Origin of the sequence: Leptothoe sp. LEGE 181152 (assembly GCF_032906605.1) — a bacterium.
GTDB lineage: Bacteria > Cyanobacteriota > Cyanobacteriia > Phormidesmidales > Phormidesmidaceae > Leptothoe > Leptothoe turfae.
The window spans coordinates 233,515-254,646 of sequence record NZ_JASATU010000068.1 but is presented as its reverse complement, the minus strand read 5'-3'; the positions used below and the strand labels follow the sequence as shown (position 1 = coordinate 254,646).

Annotated in this window: 19 protein-coding genes; 9 read left to right on the top strand and 10 right to left on the bottom strand. The window is 48.2% G+C overall.

Annotated features, from left to right (window positions below; translation table 11 throughout):
* Positions 1-50: 50 nt before the first annotated feature.
* The gene (locus QGP82_RS34715; protein WP_499062332.1) at positions 51-1,286 is read right to left on the bottom strand and encodes a hypothetical protein; all 1,236 of its coding nucleotides are present in this window, start codon (positions 1,284-1,286) and stop codon (positions 51-53) included.
* Between the two features lie 295 nt (positions 1,287-1,581).
* Between QGP82_RS34715 and QGP82_RS34710 the strand changes: the two genes are divergently transcribed.
* The 5 genes from QGP82_RS34710 (at position 1,582) to QGP82_RS34690 (ending at position 5,407) form a co-directional block, all read left to right on the top strand.
* On the top strand, positions 1,582-2,010 hold the full coding sequence (locus QGP82_RS34710) for a GFA family protein (RefSeq protein WP_163700271.1): 429 nt from the start codon (positions 1,582-1,584) through the stop codon (positions 2,008-2,010).
* A gap of 224 nt (positions 2,011-2,234) precedes the next feature.
* On the top strand, positions 2,235-2,660 hold the full coding sequence (locus tag QGP82_RS34705) for a hypothetical protein (protein ID WP_499062331.1): 426 nt from the start codon (positions 2,235-2,237) through the stop codon (positions 2,658-2,660).
* 105 nt (positions 2,661-2,765) lie between these two features.
* Positions 2,766-3,278 (top strand): GNAT family N-acetyltransferase, encoded by a 513-nt coding sequence (locus QGP82_RS34700; protein ID WP_499062330.1) that lies wholly within the window; start codon positions 2,766-2,768, stop codon positions 3,276-3,278.
* Between the two features lie 575 nt (positions 3,279-3,853).
* A complete protein-coding gene (locus QGP82_RS34695; RefSeq protein ID WP_163668089.1) occupies positions 3,854-4,741 on the top strand; it encodes a nucleoside monophosphate kinase in 888 nt (295 codons plus the stop codon).
* Between the two features lie 156 nt (positions 4,742-4,897).
* Positions 4,898-5,407 (top strand): DUF1993 domain-containing protein, encoded by a 510-nt coding sequence (locus QGP82_RS34690; protein WP_163668087.1) that lies wholly within the window; start codon positions 4,898-4,900, stop codon positions 5,405-5,407.
* 40 nt (positions 5,408-5,447) lie between these two features.
* Here QGP82_RS34690 and QGP82_RS34685 read toward each other — a convergent pair whose 3' ends face one another.
* The gene (locus QGP82_RS34685) at positions 5,448-5,588 is read right to left on the bottom strand and encodes a hypothetical protein (protein WP_499062329.1); all 141 of its coding nucleotides are present in this window, start codon (positions 5,586-5,588) and stop codon (positions 5,448-5,450) included.
* 540 nt (positions 5,589-6,128) lie between these two features.
* Between QGP82_RS34685 and QGP82_RS34680 the strand changes: the two genes are divergently transcribed.
* Entirely contained in the window at positions 6,129-6,470 is a 342-nt protein-coding gene (locus QGP82_RS34680) for a hypothetical protein (RefSeq protein WP_163700246.1), read from the top strand.
* A 121-nt stretch (positions 6,471-6,591) separates the two neighbouring features.
* Here the strand turns inward: QGP82_RS34680 and QGP82_RS34675 are convergent, their stop codons facing one another.
* Positions 6,592-9,150: a CHAT domain-containing protein gene (locus QGP82_RS34675; protein ID WP_499062328.1), complete on the bottom strand. Its 2,559-nt coding sequence runs from the start codon at positions 9,148-9,150 to the stop codon at positions 6,592-6,594.
* 358 nt (positions 9,151-9,508) lie between these two features.
* On the opposite strand from QGP82_RS34675, the gene QGP82_RS34670 reads away from it, so the two are divergent.
* A complete protein-coding gene (locus QGP82_RS34670; RefSeq protein ID WP_499062327.1) occupies positions 9,509-10,750 on the top strand; it encodes an SGNH/GDSL hydrolase family protein in 1,242 nt (413 codons plus the stop codon).
* Between the two features lie 72 nt (positions 10,751-10,822).
* Here the strand turns inward: QGP82_RS34670 and QGP82_RS34665 are convergent, their stop codons facing one another.
* Both QGP82_RS34665 and QGP82_RS34660 read right to left on the bottom strand, forming a co-directional pair.
* The gene (locus QGP82_RS34665; RefSeq protein WP_490794937.1) at positions 10,823-11,686 is read right to left on the bottom strand and encodes a M23 family metallopeptidase; all 864 of its coding nucleotides are present in this window, start codon (positions 11,684-11,686) and stop codon (positions 10,823-10,825) included.
* Between the two features lie 249 nt (positions 11,687-11,935).
* The gene (locus QGP82_RS34660) at positions 11,936-12,139 is read right to left on the bottom strand and encodes a hypothetical protein (protein WP_163668076.1); all 204 of its coding nucleotides are present in this window, start codon (positions 12,137-12,139) and stop codon (positions 11,936-11,938) included.
* A gap of 278 nt (positions 12,140-12,417) precedes the next feature.
* On the opposite strand from QGP82_RS34660, the gene QGP82_RS34655 reads away from it, so the two are divergent.
* Entirely contained in the window at positions 12,418-13,605 is a 1,188-nt protein-coding gene (locus QGP82_RS34655; protein ID WP_163668074.1) for a n-acyl-d-glucosamine 2-epimerase, read from the top strand.
* Here the strand turns inward: QGP82_RS34655 and QGP82_RS34650 are convergent.
* On the bottom strand, positions 13,602-13,811 hold the full coding sequence (locus QGP82_RS34650) for a hypothetical protein (RefSeq protein ID WP_163668072.1): 210 nt from the start codon (positions 13,809-13,811) through the stop codon (positions 13,602-13,604). The two genes, QGP82_RS34655 and QGP82_RS34650, sit on opposite strands and share 4 nt — an antisense overlap.
* A gap of 1,452 nt (positions 13,812-15,263) precedes the next feature.
* On the opposite strand from QGP82_RS34650, the gene QGP82_RS34645 reads away from it, so the two are divergent.
* Positions 15,264-16,250, top strand: coding sequence for an RNA polymerase sigma factor, RpoD/SigA family (locus QGP82_RS34645; protein WP_006514862.1), 987 nt, complete (start codon positions 15,264-15,266; stop codon positions 16,248-16,250).
* A gap of 180 nt (positions 16,251-16,430) precedes the next feature.
* On the opposite strand, the gene fmt is transcribed toward QGP82_RS34645, so the two are convergent.
* The 4 genes from fmt to QGP82_RS34625 form a co-directional block, all read right to left on the bottom strand.
* Positions 16,431-17,420: a methionyl-tRNA formyltransferase gene (gene fmt / locus QGP82_RS34640; protein WP_163700231.1), complete on the bottom strand. Its 990-nt coding sequence runs from the start codon at positions 17,418-17,420 to the stop codon at positions 16,431-16,433.
* A gap of 145 nt (positions 17,421-17,565) precedes the next feature.
* Positions 17,566-18,582, bottom strand: coding sequence for an OmpA family protein (locus QGP82_RS34635; protein ID WP_499062326.1), 1,017 nt, complete (start codon positions 18,580-18,582; stop codon positions 17,566-17,568).
* A gap of 137 nt (positions 18,583-18,719) precedes the next feature.
* Entirely contained in the window at positions 18,720-20,261 is a 1,542-nt protein-coding gene (locus QGP82_RS34630; RefSeq protein WP_499062325.1) for a DUF4335 domain-containing protein, read from the bottom strand.
* A complete protein-coding gene (locus QGP82_RS34625) occupies positions 20,258-20,866 on the bottom strand; it encodes a DUF3038 domain-containing protein (RefSeq protein WP_163664873.1) in 609 nt (202 codons plus the stop codon). The genes QGP82_RS34630 and QGP82_RS34625 overlap by 4 nt, the downstream gene beginning before the upstream one ends.
* Between the last annotated feature and the right edge of the window lie 266 nt (positions 20,867-21,132).

Here is a 21,132-nt window from a genome sequence, read left to right as displayed (position 1 = left end):
ATCATGACCATCATGCGCGTCGGATTTGAATCCTCATCTAGTTGAATAACTCATCGGGTATTTGCCACGGGCTGCGCTGTGCCGCAGTGATGACAGTAGGGTAAATACTTGTATGTGGGCTGGTGACAGTGATTGCACTCCTGGTGCTGATGATAGCCACAGTGTGGACAATGGCTGTCATGGGCCTGTAGCTTTTTGGCGCACTTAATACAGCGTGACTTTTGTATACGCCCTGCAGCTTGGAGTTTAGGGTTAAAGATAAACCGTTGAACGAACTTAATCATGCCAAAGCCTAGCAGCGGAATCAGCAAAATGTAAATATAGCTGACCAAAAACAGAAGTCTGCCAAATAGGACGGTAACAATATTAAATACAGCGGTAAACAAGACTCCCATTTGCATAAACTCAAACGCTTTGAGAATCAATGGGATAAAAAAGATGACCAGGAGATGCCAGCTAATCAGGGCAATGAGGCCATAGCGTTTACGCTGAGCGATGGTGTAACCGCCAAAAGCCACCAAAATCAGCGGCACAAGGAAAATCGCCTGAAAAGCTAGCTGAATACTGGGATACCAGAAACTAGCTCGGTCATACCCTTGCTCAATGGTTTGAAATGCAGAATCTTGGTTGAGCAGGGTGAGAAAGGCTGCACTTTCTGAGCTGGACAGAAGCTCATCCTTAAGGGTTGTAATTTCCGCTTTGAGGGCCGTAATCTGAGCCTCATTCTCTGTTAGTGTCACCTTGGCCTGGGCGGCACTGGTTAGATTAATGGACTGATCACGGGGTTGTTCTGCAATTTCTTCTAGGAGCGTAGAGTCATACTGCTGGCGAATGGTGCGATTTGTATTTTCTAGGGTTGCGATCGCATCTTCCTTCCCATTCAACTGCTCCAATCGGTTAGTATTACTGGGTTGTTTAATGGCATCCTTAGTATCCGCGTACTGTAAACAGACACTGTTTATTTCACCCAAACGATCAACAGCCGTCCACCCATACTGCTGCTTCAAGCCAACATTGTTTTCATCAGCTGCCCATCGGACCAGATTAAAGTCTTTATCCTCAGCAGTCTGATCACGATAGCTATCCCACTCGGCATAGCAAGGATAGACTTCAGAAGGAGCCATGTACCACTGACCAATATCGTTTAAGCCAATAAACACATTGGTCAAAATAAAAATATCAATCAGGATAATGACCACTAAACTAACTTTGTTCAGCGGTTCATTATTGATAGTTCGAGAGCGATGAAAGAACCGTCGCAGGGAACGACATAATCTATAAAACATAAAACTAATTGAGCAAAAGCCCCGCAAAGATAATGTGTGTCTGTGCGCCCATTGTGCCACCGTGGGCAATGCATCCTCCATGAGTATCTTGCACCCCCCTGAATCAATCACGCTGCCGGAGACATAGGGCGAAGTTCATCGAAGTAATACGAAGTAAAAGCTACAAGGCTTAGCATACAGGCTGTATAAGTTCTGTGAATAGACAGAATAGCAGGCTAAAACCGTGGTTAAGATCGGGAAGAGTTCTTTGCTCAATCACGCTGAAACTCATTAACCAATCATAGCTTCGAGATAAATGACAGATCTAATGACAGGAACAGGAAGTTGTCTTTGCGGTGCCATACACTTCACCGCAAAGACTATCCATAAAAATATGGGTGCCTGCCACTGCCACATGTGCAGAAAATGGAACGGTGGGCCTCTTATGGCCGTCAGCTGCGGTACAGAGGTTGCATTTGAAGGAGCGGAGAATATATCGGTCTTTGACTCATCGGAATGGGCCGAGCGCGGCTTTTGCAAAAAATGTGGTAGCCATCTTTTTTACAGACTCAAAGGCAACAACGAATATAGTATGTTGGTTGGGCTATTCGATGATGATAGTCAGTTTATCTTTGAGCATCAAGTATTTATTGACAAAAAACCTGAATTTTACGACTTCTCAAATAAGACTGAAAATATGACAGAGGCTGAAGTGTTTGCAAAATATGCACCACCTTCGGCATAAGACTGCTTTAGGGGATGCATCACATAGCAAAATAAATCTTGCACGGGTGATGGTTAACAGCTCACAACAACAGGATCTGATTAAGCTTAAAGCAATAAAACTCAGCTGCATGGCTCACCATGGCCCACCTCATGCGGTGATTATGTTCAAAGTTCAGCCTATATAATATCGATGCTGAAATTATCGGTTCAGCTTTCCTGAAAAATTGAGCATAATACTTAAACATGGATATTGAATTTGGTAATCTCGACAACCTAGATACCAATGGCACTGGCTGGTTTATTGGGTTTAGTGATTGGACCAAGGCAGATCCTGCTAAGGATGTTAATCTACGATTCAACCCCCATGGTCAAGAATTTTCAAATTTATCTGCAAAGTGGATGCATCATATTGTTGGAGAAACGAGAGGGTTAACCAAACCCATTAGCTATGGTCGTACCATAACTATGCTAATGAGTGACAGCGGCGGTTTTCGGATAGAGTTCTCAAGCCGTCCTGACTTTAAGGCTCCTGACACGCACAACTATTTGCTTGAAAAACGAGGAGATTTTATTGCCTGGGGTACAAATGTATATCATCAAGCCTTTGTCGAGCGTGAAAGCACAACGCTGACCATACGGTGGGAGCCGTCAAAAAAATTACCACACTAGACTCACCATAGATTTTATTTACGAATAGTTCTGGTCAAGGAATCTGTTTGCTAGGCTTTAGATTAACCTTCGCACTAACTGGATTATTGGTTTAGTTCCTGGGTCATGCAGCCAATCAACACAGCGCGATTAACAATTCGCGAGTTCATCTTTGCTGATGCTGATGCCTTTATCAGCTTTATGACAGATCCTGAGTCGACAAAATTTCTGACGTTTACAGACGAACAAACCACCAGGGAGGGTGCTAAACGTCTGATTGAGTTTACGATTGCGTCCTATGGTTCTGAGCAACCGATGCTTGCATTTGCGGTTGAAGAAAAGAACAGCAAACGGTTTGTGGGTTTTTGTGGGTTGAATCCCCATGATGATGAAGCAGTGGAGGTTATGTATGCTGTGATGCCAGCGGCGAGGGGACAGGGGTATGGGACGGAGATTGCGATCGCAATCTCCCACCATGCTCTTAACGACCTTGGTTATCATCGGGTAGTCGCTCCGATTGCGCCAGAGAATAACTATTCGCAGGTTGTTGTGAGAAAGGCTGGGTTTGAAGATTATGGGGTAGTGAGGCAGACAAACTTTCCGAAGCTAGTGCATCACTTTGTACTACAGAAAAAATAACAAACGATGCGTGCTAAGGGGACTGCACAACAATAAAGACCCAGGTTGGGGCTGTAGATGGTGTAGATGAGTGATGGGGTAATGGGGTAATTATTTAAGGGCAAGCGCCTAAGGCTTTCTAAAAGTTACGCTAATAGTTCTGGCCATAGGGTTCAGTAATTCAACAGTTATAGCTGTGGTAACTGCAAAATGGCGATAGGGTTGCTCAAGGCTTTCCTCTCCGAATCTCTCCTGTTCGTGGGACCTAACCCCCACCCCCACCGCCAGGGTAGAAGAATGGCTGTAGTTCGGATTACAAGTCGCAGAATCCTGTAGTTTTCGTTAAATAAACACTTAGATAGTCAAACGATTCGCTACCGATTCCTGACTGTTTGGACCACGGACATCTGTAGCCTTAACTTGCTTCGCCCTGATCTTTGAACTCCAGCAGCCATCGGCGAAATCTAAAAGAATATGCAGCAAAATGAGGACAAACTGGGTGCGTAAAACATACTGGTGAGCTGTAAGCGCAGTCTATGGAAACATCTCCATGCCTCCATAGACTGCCAACGTTACGGTTTGCTAAGGTCTATTCCATGAAATTCAAGCAGCTTATTCTTTTAGGACCTCCTGGTGTAGGGGTTAAGGAACAGGCAAACACACTGTCCAATCGCTGGCATATTCCCCATGTGTCCATGGGGCAGCTCATCCATGGGGCTATTGCTAAACAGTCGGCCATCGGTCTGGAGATACAGTCTTACGTTGAAGCGGGTGAGCTAGTCCCCGATGCTTTAGCAATAAAGTTGCTGCGAAAGCGGTTTGAGCAGCCGGATGTGATGCTACAGGGGTGGGTGTTGGATGGGTTTCCCCGCACCCTGGTTCAGGCCCAAGGGCTGAATGAATGGTTGTTAAAGGTAGGTCAACCTGTAGCAAAGGTGGCCTACTTAAAGACCATGACGGGGCTATTGATTAACCGATTATCTTCTACAGAGAATCATGAGCCGATCCCAGCTATCCGTCACCGGTTAGCCCATCATCAACAAGAGACTGCGCCCGTACTGGAGTATTATCGGCAGCAAGAGCAATTAACAACTGTTAATGCTAGCCTCTCGTTTGCAGAAATAACCCAGGCATTGGCTGAGCTATTTGCAGAAGAAGCAGGGGCAGCCCGCTTTATTCAGGATGAATCAGAACTGAATTCTCTTCTGGAACAAGAACCTCTGCTGGTGGTGGATTGCATGGCGTCCTGGTGTGGCTCTTGCAAACTGATAACGCCCCTAATTGATCAGCTGGCCAAGACCTATAAAGACCGTGTCAATGTGATGAAAATAGATTTTGATGTCAATAAGCAGGTACCCAAACGGTTTGGGCTCAAAGGCATGCCAGCGGTTATGTTTTTTAAGAGTGGTGAACTGGTGGAGACACTGACAGGCGTAAAACCTTACCAGGCCTATAATGCGGCGCTAAGTCGCTGTTTGGAATAAGATGGCTAGGGGCCAATGAGATGGCTAGGAGCCAATGAGATGGCTAGGGCCAATGAAATGGCTAGGGGCCAATGAAATGGCTAAAGCCACAGATTCATTCATTAAGTATGGTGTCAGGGAAACAGGCAAATTAACTGAACCTTAGGAGGGTTTGTTATGACAATTTCCATGTATCAAGCCTCGGTGCCGTTATTAATCCGCGCCCTTAAGAACATGGTTGTCATTCTCAAAAAGGGTGAAGACTACGCAGAGGCCAAAAATATCGATCCGACGGCTTTGCTCAATAGCCGCTTATACCCCGATATGTTTCCCTTTGTTCGACAGGTTCAGGTTGTCTCAGATCTGGCCAGACGAGGTGTGGCCAGGCTTGCAGGTGTTGAGGTGATTGCCATGGAAGACACAGAGACCACGTTCCCTGAACTGATCGAGCGTATGCATCAGTCCGTGGCTTACATAGAAACCTTTACCCCTGAACAAATTAACAACACAGAAGAGACAATCCTCACGTTGCCCATTGGTGAAGGTCAAACTATGGATTTCAGAGGATGGGAGTTTCTGTCATTTTTTGTTTTGCCCAATGTTTATTTTCATGTGACAACGGCTTACGATATTCTTCGACACAATGGCGTCGAGATTGGTAAACGAGACTATTTGGGCCGACCATAATCAGCCTCACGCCAGCCAGTATAATTTTTAAATTAGTACCCTACTCAGCCTCAACCACCTTTACTTCATAGCGCTTATACGCATTAGCCAACTCTTCAATCACATGAATCGGGCGCACCTCACCTGGCAACAAGGCGGCATCGCCAAAGTTCATATCCCGCTCAGGCAGGTCCAATTCCACCTCAATCTCAGGCTGATCCAGGGGGGGCAGGCTAGCCCACCTGGATCAGTTCTTCAATGGCATCGTCAAAGCAATCGTAGTCGATATAGTTTTTGCCCCGTGATAGGCGATCTTGGGCCTGTTTCCGTTATGAAAGGTTTATAGTCATCATCACCAAAGTCTGCCAACGAACTCCAATGTTCGGCTGTAAAACATTTCGTGAAACAGCTGCATTCTTTACAGGATTTTCATTTGGCACAGATAGTTACCCCTTAGTGATGAAGGCTACAACACTTTTCATCATTTCGTCACAACAACTTTACGATTGCCCCAGCAGTATGCATGGCAAGGCATAGATAATGACAGTGACATCACAATCACGCCCCCTGGCTTTGGCCCCATAGCGCTCAAATGGATTGAAGGACAATGGAAGATCACTTCATCAGATATCATGAATAAGCTATTGGCAACAAACGCTTAATTTAAAAAGGGCCGAGAATATATCACTCGCGCGCTGTGCTTGATGACTTGATATTTACCTGAGCACTGTGGTCAAGACCCATGGAACGATTACTTGAGCGTGTCAATAGAGATCTTCAGCTGGACATTTCTTCCCTAATTCGTACCGTTGAGGAACCAGGGCAAACCCTGGTTCAGCTAATTGCTGAGATCTCTGTAGATATCGAACAGCTTCGACAGTTTATTGACCATCGTATTGCACAACAGCCTTTTGCAGAATCAGCAGCAAATGCAAAAGATATGCCTAGGGATGCAGAATACAAACTTAAAAAACATACTCATCAAGTCACTAAACTCAGGTCTTCTCTGCTGAAGTTAGAGGCTAAGGTGGCTGAAGCTAAATGGGTTTTAGCTAGGCTTGGAGAAAGTTCTGAGGCTGAATAATCTTTTGGGCTAATTTATAGCCGCTCTCGGTTGGAATAACTATAGTCTGTCGGTGTAAGTGAGTAGGCAATAGGGAGTGGGGTGAATGCAATGTGAGGCTCTACAAAACTCAGAACTAGTCTTAGAGCCCAATCAAAAAGAATGCGGCCCAGTCGCGAGGATCGGGATGATCTGCCAATGTATGCAACATGGCCTGTCGCAGGGCAACGGCCTTATTTGGTTCAATTTGTAGCTGCTGATAAAACTCAGTCATGAGCATTGCCGTTGCCTCATCGGGTACGGCCCACAGGGAAGCCACCAGGTTATTGGCACCCGCTGCTAAAAATGAGCGGGAAAGTCCCACAACACCGTCACCCGTAATCTGCCCTCGTCCTGTATTACAGGCACTGAGCACCACCAGGTCGGCCTTGAGATCAAGCTGCATTACTTCTTGGGCAGTTAGCAACCCATCGTCAGGCTGGTCACGGTCACCTTTTTCACGGGTGGGGGTCAATGCGATCGCACTACTCAACCCATGGCGTTCGTCCAGTAAACCATGGGTGGCTAAATGGATAATATCGGCATCGGCCAACCGTTCACGCACGGCGGTTTCTGTCGCCGCAGTCCCCAATAAGGGAACAGTATTGAGAATGGGTGCGATCGCAACGGCCTCTGCCTCTGCCCCCGGTAAATCCGTCAGGGGCATGGGTGGCCCCCCCACCCTAAAGGGCACCGACGGCATTTCAGGATTGCCCACGATCACCGCTGATGCCGCTTGAGCACGGTCAATTCCCACCACCAGGGCCTCACCGGATTGTTGCACCAGGCGTTGTTGTAAAAAATGCAGCGTCTGTAGCGACGGTGTTGTGCCTAACGTATGATTCTCAATCAGATACTGCCCCTGGGCATTTTGCAAAGCCGGAAAAGGCACCAAAAATAGCTCCCGATGGGGAACAATGATGACCTTTTCCGCTGGGGCCTCGGGTAAATACTGAGCGATTGGAGCAATCAGCAGATCGTAAAGTTGTTTCAAGTCTGCCTGGGCCATATCTTGGCTGGCTTGGGTCGTCTGCCCCACCCCACCCCACGAATTAAACCCACGCACCCCGAGACTATCCTGGCTAGCGGTCAACTTATCCCTCAGGGCATGGGGCTGCTGAGTCAGATTCACCTGTTCAAAGGCAATCTCTCCATCGGGGTTAACCACCCAAATAAATAGGGCTCGATCGTTAAACTGGCTGCGCCCAGGGGACGGTTGGCGAATAATGGAATACTGCACCAGTGTGGTCCCCTGCTTTTTAGCCAGTGCCTTAATGTGAGCAATCGTTAGGTCTGCCACAGGCACAGGTGTGGCCGTCTCCAGGGTTTGGGCAGCCAGTAATTCCACAAAGGCCCGCGCCCGTCCTCGCTCTGCCACCACCAGGGCAGCCTCCATATCCCCCTGCTCAATCAGCACCTGCTGTAGCTGATCGTACCGATAAGATTGGGTCTCAAACAGCGAAACCTTATTACTATCCTGTAGACCAGGCTCTAGGGCTTCAAACTTATCCAATACTCCATACAGCGTTTCTTTAGCCTGAGATAGATTGCCTTTGGCCCGATAAATCTCAGCCAGGCCACTGAGGGCATTGATCTGCCCCACTTCATCATGGTGATGTCTGGCCCAGGCATAGGCGTCATTAAAGTACTCAAGGGCTGTTTCCCGATCCTGCCTGACGTAGAGCTGCCCTAAATGATTTAGGGTGCGGCTATATTCTGGCCCGACATACTTGTCTCGATAGCCCAGGGCTTCAGTAAACGTTTCCAGTGCCTTGTTAAACGCCCCCTGCTCGGCATAGAGCTCTCCCAAGCTGTTGAGAATATTGGCTAGCTCGTGCCACTGCCCCTGGGAAATGGCGATGTCCTTTGCCTCTAAATACGTGGCCCGCGCCTTGTCATAGGTTTGCTGCTGCCGATAAACATGCCCTAAACCATTGAGATACCGAGGTATGCCCTCCCAATACCCTACGGATCTGGCTTCCCCCAGGGCGGTTTGATAAGCAGACTCTGCCTGGCCGTAGTCCCCAAGCATGTAATAGAGGCTGCCCACTTCCCCCAGGGCTCGAGTGCGATCCACCCGGTCTGAGCTTCGGGACAGGGTAGCGTGTAGCGTATCCAGCGCCCGACCGTATTGCCCCGTGTGCCGATAGACCTCTCCTAGGGCTAAATTAAGCCGATTTTGTTCTGAAAAATCTTGCAGGAACCCCCGCTGCACCTGACGCAGCTGCTGCCAACTACGGGTAATATTTCCCTGTTCTAGCCAGATCAACGCCTGCATTAAAAAACCTCGATGGCGTTGAGCAACGGCTTTAGAGGCGGGTATGGTTAGCTGATTTGCTTGATTCAGGGTCTGCTGGGCCCGGTTGAAATCGCCCAAACGATAGTGGGCAAAACTCAGGTCCACCAGGCTATTGTGCTCGCCGATCGGGTCTCCTGCACTGCGGTATAGCTCACTGGCCATGGTCAATGGACGCAGCGCGGCTCGACTGCTACCACCCATACGTAGAAAGTTTTTTGCTTGTTGATACTGGATCTGGGCAGCCTCAACAGATTTGGCCCTGACAGGCCCATTCACTGGGGCAGTTCTAGCCTCTCCTGCCTGACCCACACCCAGTAACAGACTGATGCCTAACAGCCAGCTAACCGTTCGAAAACCCGTCATACACACCTAAATCTATGACAACCAACCATAAAATCTATGCCACCTGACGGATTGATAAAAGCATCAATCTTTCCGTGTCTACAATCCCACACTGGCAATTTAAGGACGGTTATCCATTTAATCGCCCGTGGGGCACATTGCTTACTCTGACGAATACAGTATGAAATTTGATTCATCCAGTCCATGGACATGGGGCCAGGCCAGCAAATTTTTGCGGGGTTTCGCCACAGCGAAGTGTCCAACCTTAACCCAACGTTTACAAAAGCTGTTGCTATCCTTTGAGAAATAGTCACAATCAGAGACCACCGCCGTCACACTGTGGTTATATATACCGCTGGTGGGTTAGCAAATTGACAGCATGAAAGTTCTAGATAAACGACACCGGATCATGGCCTTGCTATTTGGCTTGGCAATTTTGGTGTCGCTGGGATTTTGGTTCAGCCGTGGCGATGTGAATGGTCCCAATACTGCTTGGGCGGCAAGGAGTAATTTTTGGGCCGACCGACGCGTGGCGGCAGCCCTGGAGTCTGGGTTTGAGCAAGCTGATAAGGCAGCGGAGTTAGGCCAAACCGCCAGTAACGCTGACCAATGGGATCAGGTCGTTAAAGCATGGACAGATGCGATCGCAACCTTGCAAACCATTCCGGCCCAAAGCCCGGAGCGCTTCTTTGCCCAGCGTAAGCAGCAGGAGTACTTACAAAATCTGGCCTTTGCCCAACGGCAGGCCAACCAACTCAGCTGGCCCAATGTGTTTCCCAGTTTAGGCAGCCCCGTCTTAGATGAACAATTGCGGCTCTACCTGAGCTATTTAGCCACGTTTGGCCCACCGGACATCCTGGTGATTGGTAGCTCCCGCACCATCCAGGGGATAAACCCACAGATCCTCCAAACAGATTTAGAAACACAGGGATATCCCGTGCGGGTGTTTAACTTCAGCATTAACGGCGCTACGGCCCAGGTGATGAACTTTGTCCTCCAGCGACTGCTCACCTCAGATCAACTGCCCAGACTGGTGATTTGGGGGGATGGTTCGCGGGCATTTAACAGCCGTCGTGTTGATGCCACCTTTGCCAACATTCTCAAGTCACCGGGATACCGGGCCGTGCTGGCAGGGGAAAAGCCAGGGTTTAGCAATCGAGCCTCTATCCCCAGACCGCCTAGCAGTATTAATGCCTATGGCTTTTTGCCAGTTGCCGATGTATTTGACCCGGCTGCGTTCTATCAAACCTATCCGCGCATTAGCGGACGCTACGATGGGTTTTATAACCCGTTTGGTTTGACAGGGTTACAGCTGGGGTCGTTGCGATCGCTAGTGGGCTATCTCAAAAGCCGCAATATTGAATTGGTCTATGTTCATCTTCCCCTCAGCGGCGACTACCTAGATGACTTTCGCCTCCCCCTTGATCAACGCTTTCAAAGGTTTTTACAAACCCAAAGCCAGCGTCAGGGGTTTGCCGTCATTGATCTGCTTCTGCAATGGCGTCAACAAAATGCCTTCTTTGCTGACCCCAGTCACTTAAACCAGGCAGGCGCAGCCAGCATCGCGCAACAGTTAGCGCGCGACCCATTAGTGCTAGAAAAATTGAATGCCTTAGAATAAAGAAGAAAAGAGCAACTATAAAATCTCAATAACAACAACCAAACTCTCTTCCTAAAGTAGGTCAGCTGCCCACTACTCAAAGCCGTTATAGCGCCAGGGTACGGGATCAACCGCCACCTGATTCACATAGAGCCCCCAGTGTAAATGGGGGCCAGTGGACGCACCGGTGGAACCAATGGCCCCCACTTGCTGACCTGCACTTACGAAATCTCCCTCATTCACATCAATGCGACTGAGGTGAATCATGATACTCAACAGCCCCTGACCGTGATCAATGCCAACGGTATTACCATGGAGCTCAAATCCATCACTCACACGCCCCACTAGGCGGATATACCCAGCCGCAGGAGCTACTACCGGTGTTCCAGTTCCCGCAGCATAATCCACACCACGATGGTAGTAGTTTTCGGCAAACTCACCATTGTAATAACGCCGTACGCCATATTCTGAACTCACCCTGCCCTGACTCGGACGCAACAATGTGCCCCGCCAATGGCGCTCAGGACTCACCAGTTGCTTAAAGGCATCCACTCGATCAAATTCATGGTCCGTGCCCAGGCTACCGCTACCCCGCAGTGTGATCCGCTGGGTCCGGAAGCTACGGTTGCGTAAACCGACGGCCAGATTGCGGGTTTCTTCATCACCACTGACCTGGATCACGATACGCCCCGGCGTATCCAGAGGACTGGTGGGAACAAACGCGCGAAAGCGATTATCGGATAGGGGAAAACTGGGATATTCTTTACCATTGGCAATAACTGTGGGAGGAGAGCTAGCACCGTTTCTAGCTTTCACCATGACAGAAATGGTATCGCCCAGCTGAGGATCGTTGGGCGTAATAATAACATCATAGGCATGGGCCGCTTTGCCCATCAATCCCCATGACATCAACCCACCGGTTACCAATAGCCCTGCTAATACCTCTCGCCGCTGCATCACCATACTCTGCTAATTCCTTATGTTCTGTCTGGTTTAATCTGACCTTTGATTTGGTGAGAACCTGGCCGATATCTCACCCAACTAGGTATTAATCACCAATATCCCCTGACGATTGATTTACCACTAATGACATGTCGTCGATACCATGCTCTTAGTGGCTAGGTTTACAGAATAATACAGAGATTTTTTATCTGTTCGTGAATATATGCCATTTAAAATAGCCCAGTGGGAGCAGTTGGACTAAGACTACCGTGGATGTTTGCGACTCGGTATAAATACCTTGGCACAACACCCCATTATCAGGCTTGTCATAATCGCTGTCCCTAAGCAAGCCATCTGGGTGTCGATCACATCAAATGCAATACTTTCCATGGCTGCATTGGTCACCACGTCCTGGTATTCCACAATCTCTTGATATTTCAGTTCGATCAAGTCCTCGGAGAGCAACATAGACATTCATCCAGTCATCAGCAGTTTTACTAAGTAGATCCCTATTGGATGCTTTCCATAGACTGCCCGAGGAGATCGGCAACTCACCAAGTTACACTCATGTATCAAATTAGCGCGCCGAACCAGCGGGTCAAACCAGTGCGTCAAACCATAGGTAGTCCTGTGCAGTGGCCTGTAGCTTGGTGTAGTTTGTTCCTAAAAAACTTCAACTTTCTCTCCAATTACATCCAGACAAAGAGTGAGATAGTGTTCCCTATCTAGTTATCAACATTTGACTGATGCTGATCGAACGTCTATCCCACAAGGACTTTAGCGCCCTTGCCCAACTCTACAAATCCACACTGCTAGAGACAGTCTTGCCATTTTGGCAAAACCACTCATTAGATCGTGAGTGCGGCGGCTACTTTACTTGTCTAGACGTACAGGGAAATGTTTACGACACCGATAAGTTTATCTGGCTGCAAAACCGCCAAGTCTGGACCTTTTCCATGGTGTACAACCGCCTAGAACAACGTTCAGACTGGTTAGAGATGGCCCGCCACGGTGTTAACTTTTTGACCCAGCACGGTCGTGATCTTGAGGGTAACTGGTACTTTTCCTTAGATCGCCAAGGCCGTCCCTTAATACAGCCCTACAATATTTTTTCCGATTGCTTTGCCGCCATGGCCTTCAGTCAATACGCCCAGGCCTGTGGAGATAGCGAAGCTAAGGAAATTGCCCTACAGGCCTATAACAATGTTTTGCGTCGTCAAGATAATCCTAAAGGCCAGTACAACAAAGCTTACCCAGGCACACGCCCCATGAAGTCCTTGGCCATACCCATGATTTTGGCCAACCTCACCCTAGAAATGGACTGGTTGCTAACAACAGAATGCCTAGATGTAGTATTAAACCAAACCATTCACGCCGTTATGGAAGAGTTCCTAGATCCTGAGAGCGGCTTGATATATGAACACATTGCTCCAGATGGCACTCCCATCGACTGTTTTGAAGGTCGATTACTCAACCCTGGCCATGGCATCGAAGCCATGTGGTTCATGATGGACATTGGCCAGCGACGCCAGGACAACACCTTAATTAATTGCGCCATCGACACCACCCTAACAATTCTTGAACGGGGTTGGGACAATGAGTATGGCGGTATTTTCTACTTCTTAGACCGCATGGGCCATCCCCCTCAGCAACTAGAATGGAGCCAGAAACTGTGGTGGGTTCATTTAGAAACCTTAGTGGCCCTGCTATTGGGCTATCGACTCACCCAGCGAGATGACTGCTGGCAATGGTATCGCACCGTTCATAACTATGCATGGTCCCGGTTTAATGACCCAGATCACGGTGAATGGTTTGGCTATCTAAACCGCCAGGGCGATGTACTACTCCCCCTAAAAGGAGGAAAGTGGAAAGGCTGTTTCCATGTACCGAGGGCTCTATACCTGGGCTGGGAACACACTCAAGCAATGCTCTAACGCTTCTTCGTTTTATTCTTCATCCGAGACGGGAGCGGACCTAAAAGCTCGTTAGCACAATTAATCCACTGTTCCGTCTGTTGGCGTAGCTGCTCCTCATCCACACCCTCAAACGGAAAATCCCTAGACAACTGTCGCCAAAATTCCGGATCCTGATTATGACTGGTGTGATCATATGAATTGTTGACAGGTTTGTTCGAAGCCATAAAATTCCTTGATCAGCTGAATAAGTCATGGGTACTCAACCAATCTCAAGGTGCCCAATGATACATAGCTTTTTAGGGTACTGAGGAAAATCAAGTGATATCGACGACAAACCGATTGCGGAAACCACGTGGTTTTGACCAGGAATGTCCTTATTTAACAACACTCTGGCACCCTGGGTACGTAAATATAGCTACCAATACACATTACTTATGCACAAGGAACTTAGACGGGGGCTGCCCAAGAACATCGGAGCAGAAAACCAGCAATGGTGATGCCGCCCCCTATGCGCGCCCCCACGACATTATGAGTCGCATTTTTGGAACAGAAAAATCACCAAAAGTCTTCCAAAGCTTTGACTGACAAGGATAATAAAACATATAGACATGAGATAACCGCTGTATCAGGTTATTTCTAACGCCAGGCAACCCATGGGCCTTAACAAGCATCTAACATCAGAAACCTCTATCTCTTAGAGAATGATTAGCAATAACTTTAAGTACTGTGACACTCTTAGGGATAGTCATAGGTGTCACAGTACTTATTATTGCTGCTTAAAAGTAGAGCTATAATGTCGCCAACCGTGTTCTCCTTGCGTTACCTGGACTGCATTATTACGTCTTATTCTCAGTAATATCCCAATAATGGGGAAATTATGAGCGTTACCTACGTCCATACCAATAGTCCTCTACTTATTTTTACGCCTCCTTCAGTACAAATGAACTAAATTATGATATCATCCACCGATATCTATTAACCCTGGCAAGGTCTTAATTCTGTTTATAAAAAAGGGATTTATTTATTTCATTCATAGACCTCATTCATCCCACATATGGTGGATGTTAATTGCTAGGTTTAGTCTCGAAACAAGACAAAAGTTGTTCTAATGACTACAAAATTGTTTCTAGTTCGCCCCTAAACTTCATAGTCGCTTAAGTTCTCAAACAGACAGGTATAAGAATTTGTGGATACGTGCATAAATAATCCATAATCAGCCCATTCGGTTCGGTTATCGCCCAAGGAAAACCTCACCCAAACGCCTGAAAGCTTGAGGCATACTAGCACTACGGAGATTGTCGTTTACCCGCTCTTCTCTCAGCCAACTCTAATCTGAGACTTCTTAGATTTCTCATCTATTTACCTTAAAGTAACGAAATAGAGATGTGTTTATGAGAGTTGTTTAATCAAGTGTAATCATTTGTGTTACTTAGGGTAAAATTAAACTCATAATGAATCCGTTTTAAGTTCGTTTTTCAGAAATATAGGTACATGTTCAGCCTTGACCTAGGCGTTTGAAGCGGATTGTTAGAGCGATTCCATTAATTGCAATCCGATTTGTTGTGTTCTGCGTATTACCAGTAAAGTTCAACCTTTCGAATTCAACTCGTGGTTAAGGGTTCATAAATACCCTATACCTGGCACACTTTTCCAGCAGTGGAGGTCCATTACAAGCTATGTCGAAGCTGAAAGCCCCAAAACGAACTTCACCAGTTGCCTACAGTACTGATACCGTACGCACTTATCTTCAAGAGATTGGTCGCGTACCTCTACTCACTCATGAAGAAGAAATTGTGTTGGGTAAGCAGGTACAGTGCTTGATGGCTCTGCAGGAGACTAAAGATAAGTTAGACGAAGAACTCGGTCATGATGCGAATCGAGTCGAATGGTCGCAGGCTGCCGGTATTTCCGAGACAGAACTCGTCCATCAGCTACGGCACGGTGAACGGGCAAAGCGCAAAATGATCGAAGCTAACCTGCGCCTTGTAGTAGCAGTGGCTAAAAAGTATCAAAAGCGTAATTTAGAATTCCTAGATTTAATCCAGGAAGGTACTTTAGGTCTGGAGCGCGGTGTCGAAAAGTTTGACCCCATGAAAGGGTATAAGTTTTCCACCTATGCTTACTGGTGGATTCGTCAGGCAATTACCCGTGCGATCGCACAGCAGTCACGCACCATTCGTCTACCCATTCACATCACCGAAAAGCTCAATAAAATTAAGCGTGAGCAGCGCGTACTTGCCCAGAAGTTAGGCCGTAGTCCATCGGTTGGTGAAATTGGTCAGGAGCTTGACCTCACCCCTGAACAAGTACGGGAATACCTAACCATGTCCCGTCAGCCCATATCTCTGGATGTCCGCATCGGCGACAACCAGGATACAGAGCTACAGGAGCTACTGGAGGACGACACCGTGTCACCTGAGGATTACACGGTTCAGCAGTCCTTGCGTCAAGATATTCGCAATATGCTGACAGAACTCACTCCTCAGCAGAAGGAAGTGATCAATCTACGCTTTGGCCTGATCGACGGCACCCAGCTCTCCCTAGCTAAGGTAGGACAGCGGATGGGTATCAGCCGCGAGCGGGTTCGCCAGCTAGAACAACAGGCCCTTAAGCATCTACGTCGTCGTAAGGCAACGTTCCAAGGTTATTTGGCAGCTGGCTAAGGCCAATGTTCAAGTAACCTTGGCGGACTTTCCCAAGGTTAGACTAGCTTTTTCCTGGACATCTACAAACAAGCTCCTGGCCTCAGCCAGGAGTTTTTTTTGTCCCAAAATTGATACACAATCCTGACCGATAACGCCCGGTATCGAAGGGCAACCATCGACGACCAGCAGCCCCTATGCCTAACCTAAGTTCTCTCCTAAAGCTAAACGACTGCCATTGGCAAAGGCCCACCCAGACTGAGATTTTTTACCCGCTGGCTGAACCTGACGGAGCAATAAATATCCATCACCTGTGCCAATGACAGGGCCATGATTTTTCCAAACAGCCATAACTTTGCCAGGCTCGGCAGGCTTTAGAGCCCCATAGGCATCTTTTAAAGTCCGATAGTCCTCAGGCAGTTGAGACCAGACGCCATCAAACAGAGGAATCGTCTCACTAATTTTAAGCGGCGGCTGTTGTAGCTGAGTGACACAGTTGGGATAGAAGCCCCGGATTTGGTTATGGATATCCAGAGCCGGACGCTGCCAGTCAATGACATAATCAGCTTTCTTAATCAGCGGCGCATAGGTGGCCTGCTCCTCAATTTGAGGAATGGGACGAATGGCTTGGCCATCTAGCTTATGAAGTGTGCTCAACAGCAGCTCAGCTGTGAGTTTAGACAAGGTATCAGCAATTGCCCAGGCGTTATCCAAGAGCCCAATGGGAATCTTTTCCTCTAGCAACATGGGGCCTGTATCCATACCGGCATCCATCAACATGGTGGTTACACCGGTCTCCGCCTCACCGTGGTATAAACTCCACTGAATGGGAGCAGCCCCACGGTAGGTGGGTAAAATCGAGCCATGACCATTGATTGACCCCAGTCGCGGCATATCCAAAATTTCTTGGGAAAGGATTTGGCCATAGGCAACTACCACAAAGGCATCAGCCTGACAGTGGCTGAGGAAGTCTAGAGCCTCAGCATCTTTTTTGATTTTTTGGGGTTGCCACACAGGAATCCCGGCTTCGGTAGCCACTGTTTTCACAGGGGAAGGGGTCACTTTACTGCCGCGCCCCCGCCGCTTATCTGGCTGAGTAACGACGGCAATAATATCAAAATCAGGGTCTTTAAGCAGACGAATAAGGCCAGGTACCGCAAATTGTGGAGTACCAAAGTAGACAACTTTCATTACAGGAATGGACACTGAATAAGTGAGTTGATTATCAGCATGCCCCTAACGGCGATCAATAGCAATTTCAATACGGCAAGATATCTCGGATGTCGCTAACGGCGATCAATAGCAATTTCAATACGGCAAGATATCCCGGATGTCGCTAACGGCGATCAATAGCAATTTCAATACGGCGATTGCGCTGACGAAATTGAGGGTTGCTATTGTCAGTAATGGGCTGGCTTTGGCCATAGCCGATGGTAACCCAACGGTTTTCGTCTGGTAAGTTGCCAGCCAGATAGGCCCTGAGGGCGTTTGCCTGTTGAAATGCCAAGCTCATGCTTTGGGATGGCTCCATCCGGTCATCGGTGTGGCTACCAATTAAAATCGTAGCCTTCGGATATTGGCGAAGATCTCCAAAAATGCTGTTGAGGAGTTCTGGAGCAGTGGCCAACAAACGTGCTTCTCCAGGGGCAAACAGTGCATCACTCGGTAGGGTGATCTTCAGTTCGGTGGTTTCTAATAGGGGATGATGCACCTGTGGGGTATTTTCTTCTAGTTGCGGCTCATCGGCAATGGCGGTTGTGGAAACAGGTTGCACACCTGGCTCATCAGCCTGGTCAGGGATAAGGCGTCGCTCTAAATTTGCCAGCCTACTCTCAACATCTGCAGTGGACTGCGCTCGACCTAGTTTGCTTTCCAAGTCATACAAACGCTTACGAATGGTTTCAAATTCTTGCTGAAGAGCGGCGAATTCTTCCTCAGCGATCTGACGTTCTCGATTATTCAAAGCTGGTGGTGGTGTCGTTAAAGGCTCAATCGGCTGAGTGGGTATGGGTATCGGTTCAATACGAGTTTCTAGAGGGGGCGCAGGTCGCCAACGGCTAGGCAAGCGATAGATTTCTGTAAACACTCGATTGGTTCGCCGCAGCACCACTTCCTGCAGAGGCATCCGTTTGGTGGGGGCTGAGACTACTCTAGATGCACCAATTCCCAACAACCAGGCAGCTGGGACACCGGCTAACAATAGTCCTAATGCCAGTAAGCCATGTCCTGCCCGGTTTATCCAACGACGACGACGAGAAGGCGACGGCGGCACAGCCTCCATGGTAGGAGCCGTGGGCGAGGGGTCAGGACTTGGATAGAGTGAAGGAAGTTCAGGGTATTGCTCACTAGACACAGCAATGCTCCTTGAGTCGTGATTAGTGCCGAGGATCCGGTAAAGACCAGGATCAAGGCTGTTCCAAGCTGTGAGCTTAACCCAAAATACTCATGGATAAGAGTAAAGCCCTACAAAATTTAGAACTAAGAACTGAGTTAATTCTCAGGCCAACCATCCCAGGGATTAACTTCCACGATATTGCCGTCACTAATTACGACTAAAAAATCCAGCTGCGGCTGCTCGTCACTAGAGTCTTTGACCAGACTCGGTAGATTGAAATCATCTACATACCGCTCGGCGACTGCATTAGTGGCTTCATAACCCGTCACATTACCTTCCTGGTCGAGACGAATCCGATAGCGAACTTCTGGTCCGGTTCGATCTGGGGCACGGTTTTGGATAATGGTACGTCGCAGCCCTTGATTGAGAGCATCAATACGATCTACGTCTTGAATGGGTGTAGTTATTGCCGCAAGGGTTTCAGCCGCCGTTTCAGCACTCCGCCCTGTCACAGTCTCACTGTTTGGCACGGATGATTGCTCGGATGTTTCATTGTCAGACTCTTCTGGCAGATCCTCGTCTTCTACCGACTCCGACTCGACCACCTCAAGATTCACCGCATCAGGGGTCACCGCCTCGGATTCAACTGTGCTTAGCTGGTCAGACACCACTGCAACGGTGCCATCTGGTGCGAAGGCAACCTCAAACTGAGCCACTGATGCTACAGATGTTTCATCCACTGGAATGTAGGTCAGTTCAGGTAGGGGAGTACTATCCAAGTTTTCCAGGGAAGCGCTATCCACTGGGTTATAGCCAACAATATCGCCGTTGGCAGCAACGGAGATCTGATAGCGCAGTGGTTGATCAAAGGTTGTATCACTGGATAAACCGTCGGTAATTTGCCCTTGCACCTGCTGTTGTAGAGCTGTTAGCTGTTCAGTATCAGTAATAAGAGGGGGTTGAGACGATGTTTCTGCATCTTCGCTGATCTCACCATCCTCAGCCCCCTCTTCCGGCACCTCGGATGTCGGTGCCGTTCCGTCTGCATCGGTATCAATGGCGATTTCATTCTCTATTTGCTCTTCCAATGCAGCAGAATTCTGCTGCAGGCCTTCTGGTTCAGTCAGTTCTGGCACCGGCAAGAAGAACAGCCCCAGAGCAGCCACAGCCAATGTGCCTAAGCCTAGAACTGGCGGGACAGCTCGTTTCGCTAGCGGTTCCTCAGGCCTGACATACTTACGAGGCAGAGGCGCAAGGGGCACTGTCACATCGGGTAAGGTTTGAGTATCCGCGTAAAACTGATCGATAGCCTCAGCCATATCAAACAGCTGTACCGTTGAAAGCTTAATGTTTTTGGGAGCCTTCCCATCTGTCTCATCACCGGATGAGTCGTTGAGGCACTCAGGCTGGACGATGAGACGATGGTATTGGCCTTCATCCGCTTCAACCGTCACCAGAGATGTCTGGGATCCCATGTGCTCGGGATGGTCGAGACCACTCAGCAAACGTTGACAGTAGGCGCTAACCGCACTGTTGAGCGCCTTAAAAAACTCCGTCCCCCCCGATAGAGATTGTTCAATTCCTACGATCTTAAACTCAGCATTGGCCAGTATTGAGAGCACATTGGAGGCATCTGCACTGAGGCCTTCTAATATTAGACTGCAGTTTGGCAGCACATACTGTCGTTTAATGGTCATGATATCTCCCCATCAAAGAGGCTGGCCCAGAGTCGTTCTTCACCGCGAGTGCCTGTACAGATCAGGAGCTGAGTTAGTAGCGAGAGTGCCAGCTGATCGAGTTTTTCATCTTTGCTGTAGGTAATCACCATCGCCCGTTTGGGATTCATACGAGCCCGGAAATGGGAGCGAAATCGCTTTAAGTATTTAGCTAAGCGAAAATGGTGATCGAGAGAAAGCTGGTGATCTTGGAGTTGTTGGTAGCCCAAAAACAGCTGGCGAATCAGCACCGTTAATTTACGACATAGATAGCAGACCACTAACACCAGAGCCTTAGCTTCTTCTAGAGTGAGGGGCTGACGCTGATTAAATTTTCGCAGCGGATTGGTACTACGCAACCGCCAAAGATGAACGCGACTCCTAAGTACATCTTGCAGCCCCAGATCTTTGATGGCTGCCAACATCACTTGAGATGCATTAAGTTCAAGGGCCTCAACGGCAAGCATGATAAAGTCTAGCTGCGTTTTTGCCCGACGGGGGCATTCATCGCTTTGGATTCCGTAGTTTGGCAGCTTGTCCAATATCGGAGATCTGAGAAGTTTCTCTGGTGGGCTTTTAACGGTCATTCCCTATAAGGCTCTTGATGAATTTAGTCGCTGCGGTGAATGTAAATGGATGTGTACGCGTAGTCTAAAAAGACCAGCTCCTATCAAAACATAAACCACATCCATGTTGAAACCCTGAGTTTTCCACTAGAAAAACTTAAGTTCTCACAGTTAATATGGCTCAGCTGAACTAGACCAATGGCCCTGTCTATAGATTAGCCATGGGCTGCGAATACCACATTTATCATCAACCCTTATTCATATCTTTTATGAAAGTACCCGGTGAC

Bases quoted from the DNA above. Each gene is read 5' to 3' on its own strand.
- QGP82_RS34715 (WP_499062332.1), bottom strand. From the start codon at position 1,286: ATGTTTTATAGATTATGTCGTTCCCTGCGACGGTTCTTTCATCGCTCT.
- QGP82_RS34710 (WP_163700271.1), top strand. From the start codon at position 1,582: ATGACAGATCTAATGACAGGAACAGGAAGTTGTCTTTGCGGTGCCATA.
- QGP82_RS34705 (WP_499062331.1), top strand. From the start codon at position 2,235: ATGGATATTGAATTTGGTAATCTCGACAACCTAGATACCAATGGCACT.
- QGP82_RS34700 (WP_499062330.1), top strand. From the start codon at position 2,766: ATGCAGCCAATCAACACAGCGCGATTAACAATTCGCGAGTTCATCTTT.
- QGP82_RS34695 (WP_163668089.1), top strand. From the start codon at position 3,854: ATGAAATTCAAGCAGCTTATTCTTTTAGGACCTCCTGGTGTAGGGGTT.
- QGP82_RS34690 (WP_163668087.1), top strand. From the start codon at position 4,898: ATGACAATTTCCATGTATCAAGCCTCGGTGCCGTTATTAATCCGCGCC.
- QGP82_RS34680 (WP_163700246.1), top strand. From the start codon at position 6,129: ATGGAACGATTACTTGAGCGTGTCAATAGAGATCTTCAGCTGGACATT.
- QGP82_RS34675 (WP_499062328.1), bottom strand. From the start codon at position 9,150: ATGACGGGTTTTCGAACGGTTAGCTGGCTGTTAGGCATCAGTCTGTTA.
- QGP82_RS34670 (WP_499062327.1), top strand. From the start codon at position 9,509: ATGAAAGTTCTAGATAAACGACACCGGATCATGGCCTTGCTATTTGGC.
- QGP82_RS34665 (WP_490794937.1), bottom strand. From the start codon at position 11,686: ATGCAGCGGCGAGAGGTATTAGCAGGGCTATTGGTAACCGGTGGGTTG.
- QGP82_RS34660 (WP_163668076.1), bottom strand. From the start codon at position 12,139: ATGTTGCTCTCCGAGGACTTGATCGAACTGAAATATCAAGAGATTGTG.
- QGP82_RS34655 (WP_163668074.1), top strand. From the start codon at position 12,418: ATGCTGATCGAACGTCTATCCCACAAGGACTTTAGCGCCCTTGCCCAA.
- QGP82_RS34650 (WP_163668072.1), bottom strand. From the start codon at position 13,811: ATGGCTTCGAACAAACCTGTCAACAATTCATATGATCACACCAGTCAT.
- QGP82_RS34645 (WP_006514862.1), top strand. From the start codon at position 15,264: ATGTCGAAGCTGAAAGCCCCAAAACGAACTTCACCAGTTGCCTACAGT.
- fmt (WP_163700231.1), bottom strand. From the start codon at position 17,420: ATGAAAGTTGTCTACTTTGGTACTCCACAATTTGCGGTACCTGGCCTT.
- QGP82_RS34630 (WP_499062325.1), bottom strand. From the start codon at position 20,261: ATGACCATTAAACGACAGTATGTGCTGCCAAACTGCAGTCTAATATTA.
- QGP82_RS34625 (WP_163664873.1), bottom strand. From the start codon at position 20,866: ATGACCGTTAAAAGCCCACCAGAGAAACTTCTCAGATCTCCGATATTG.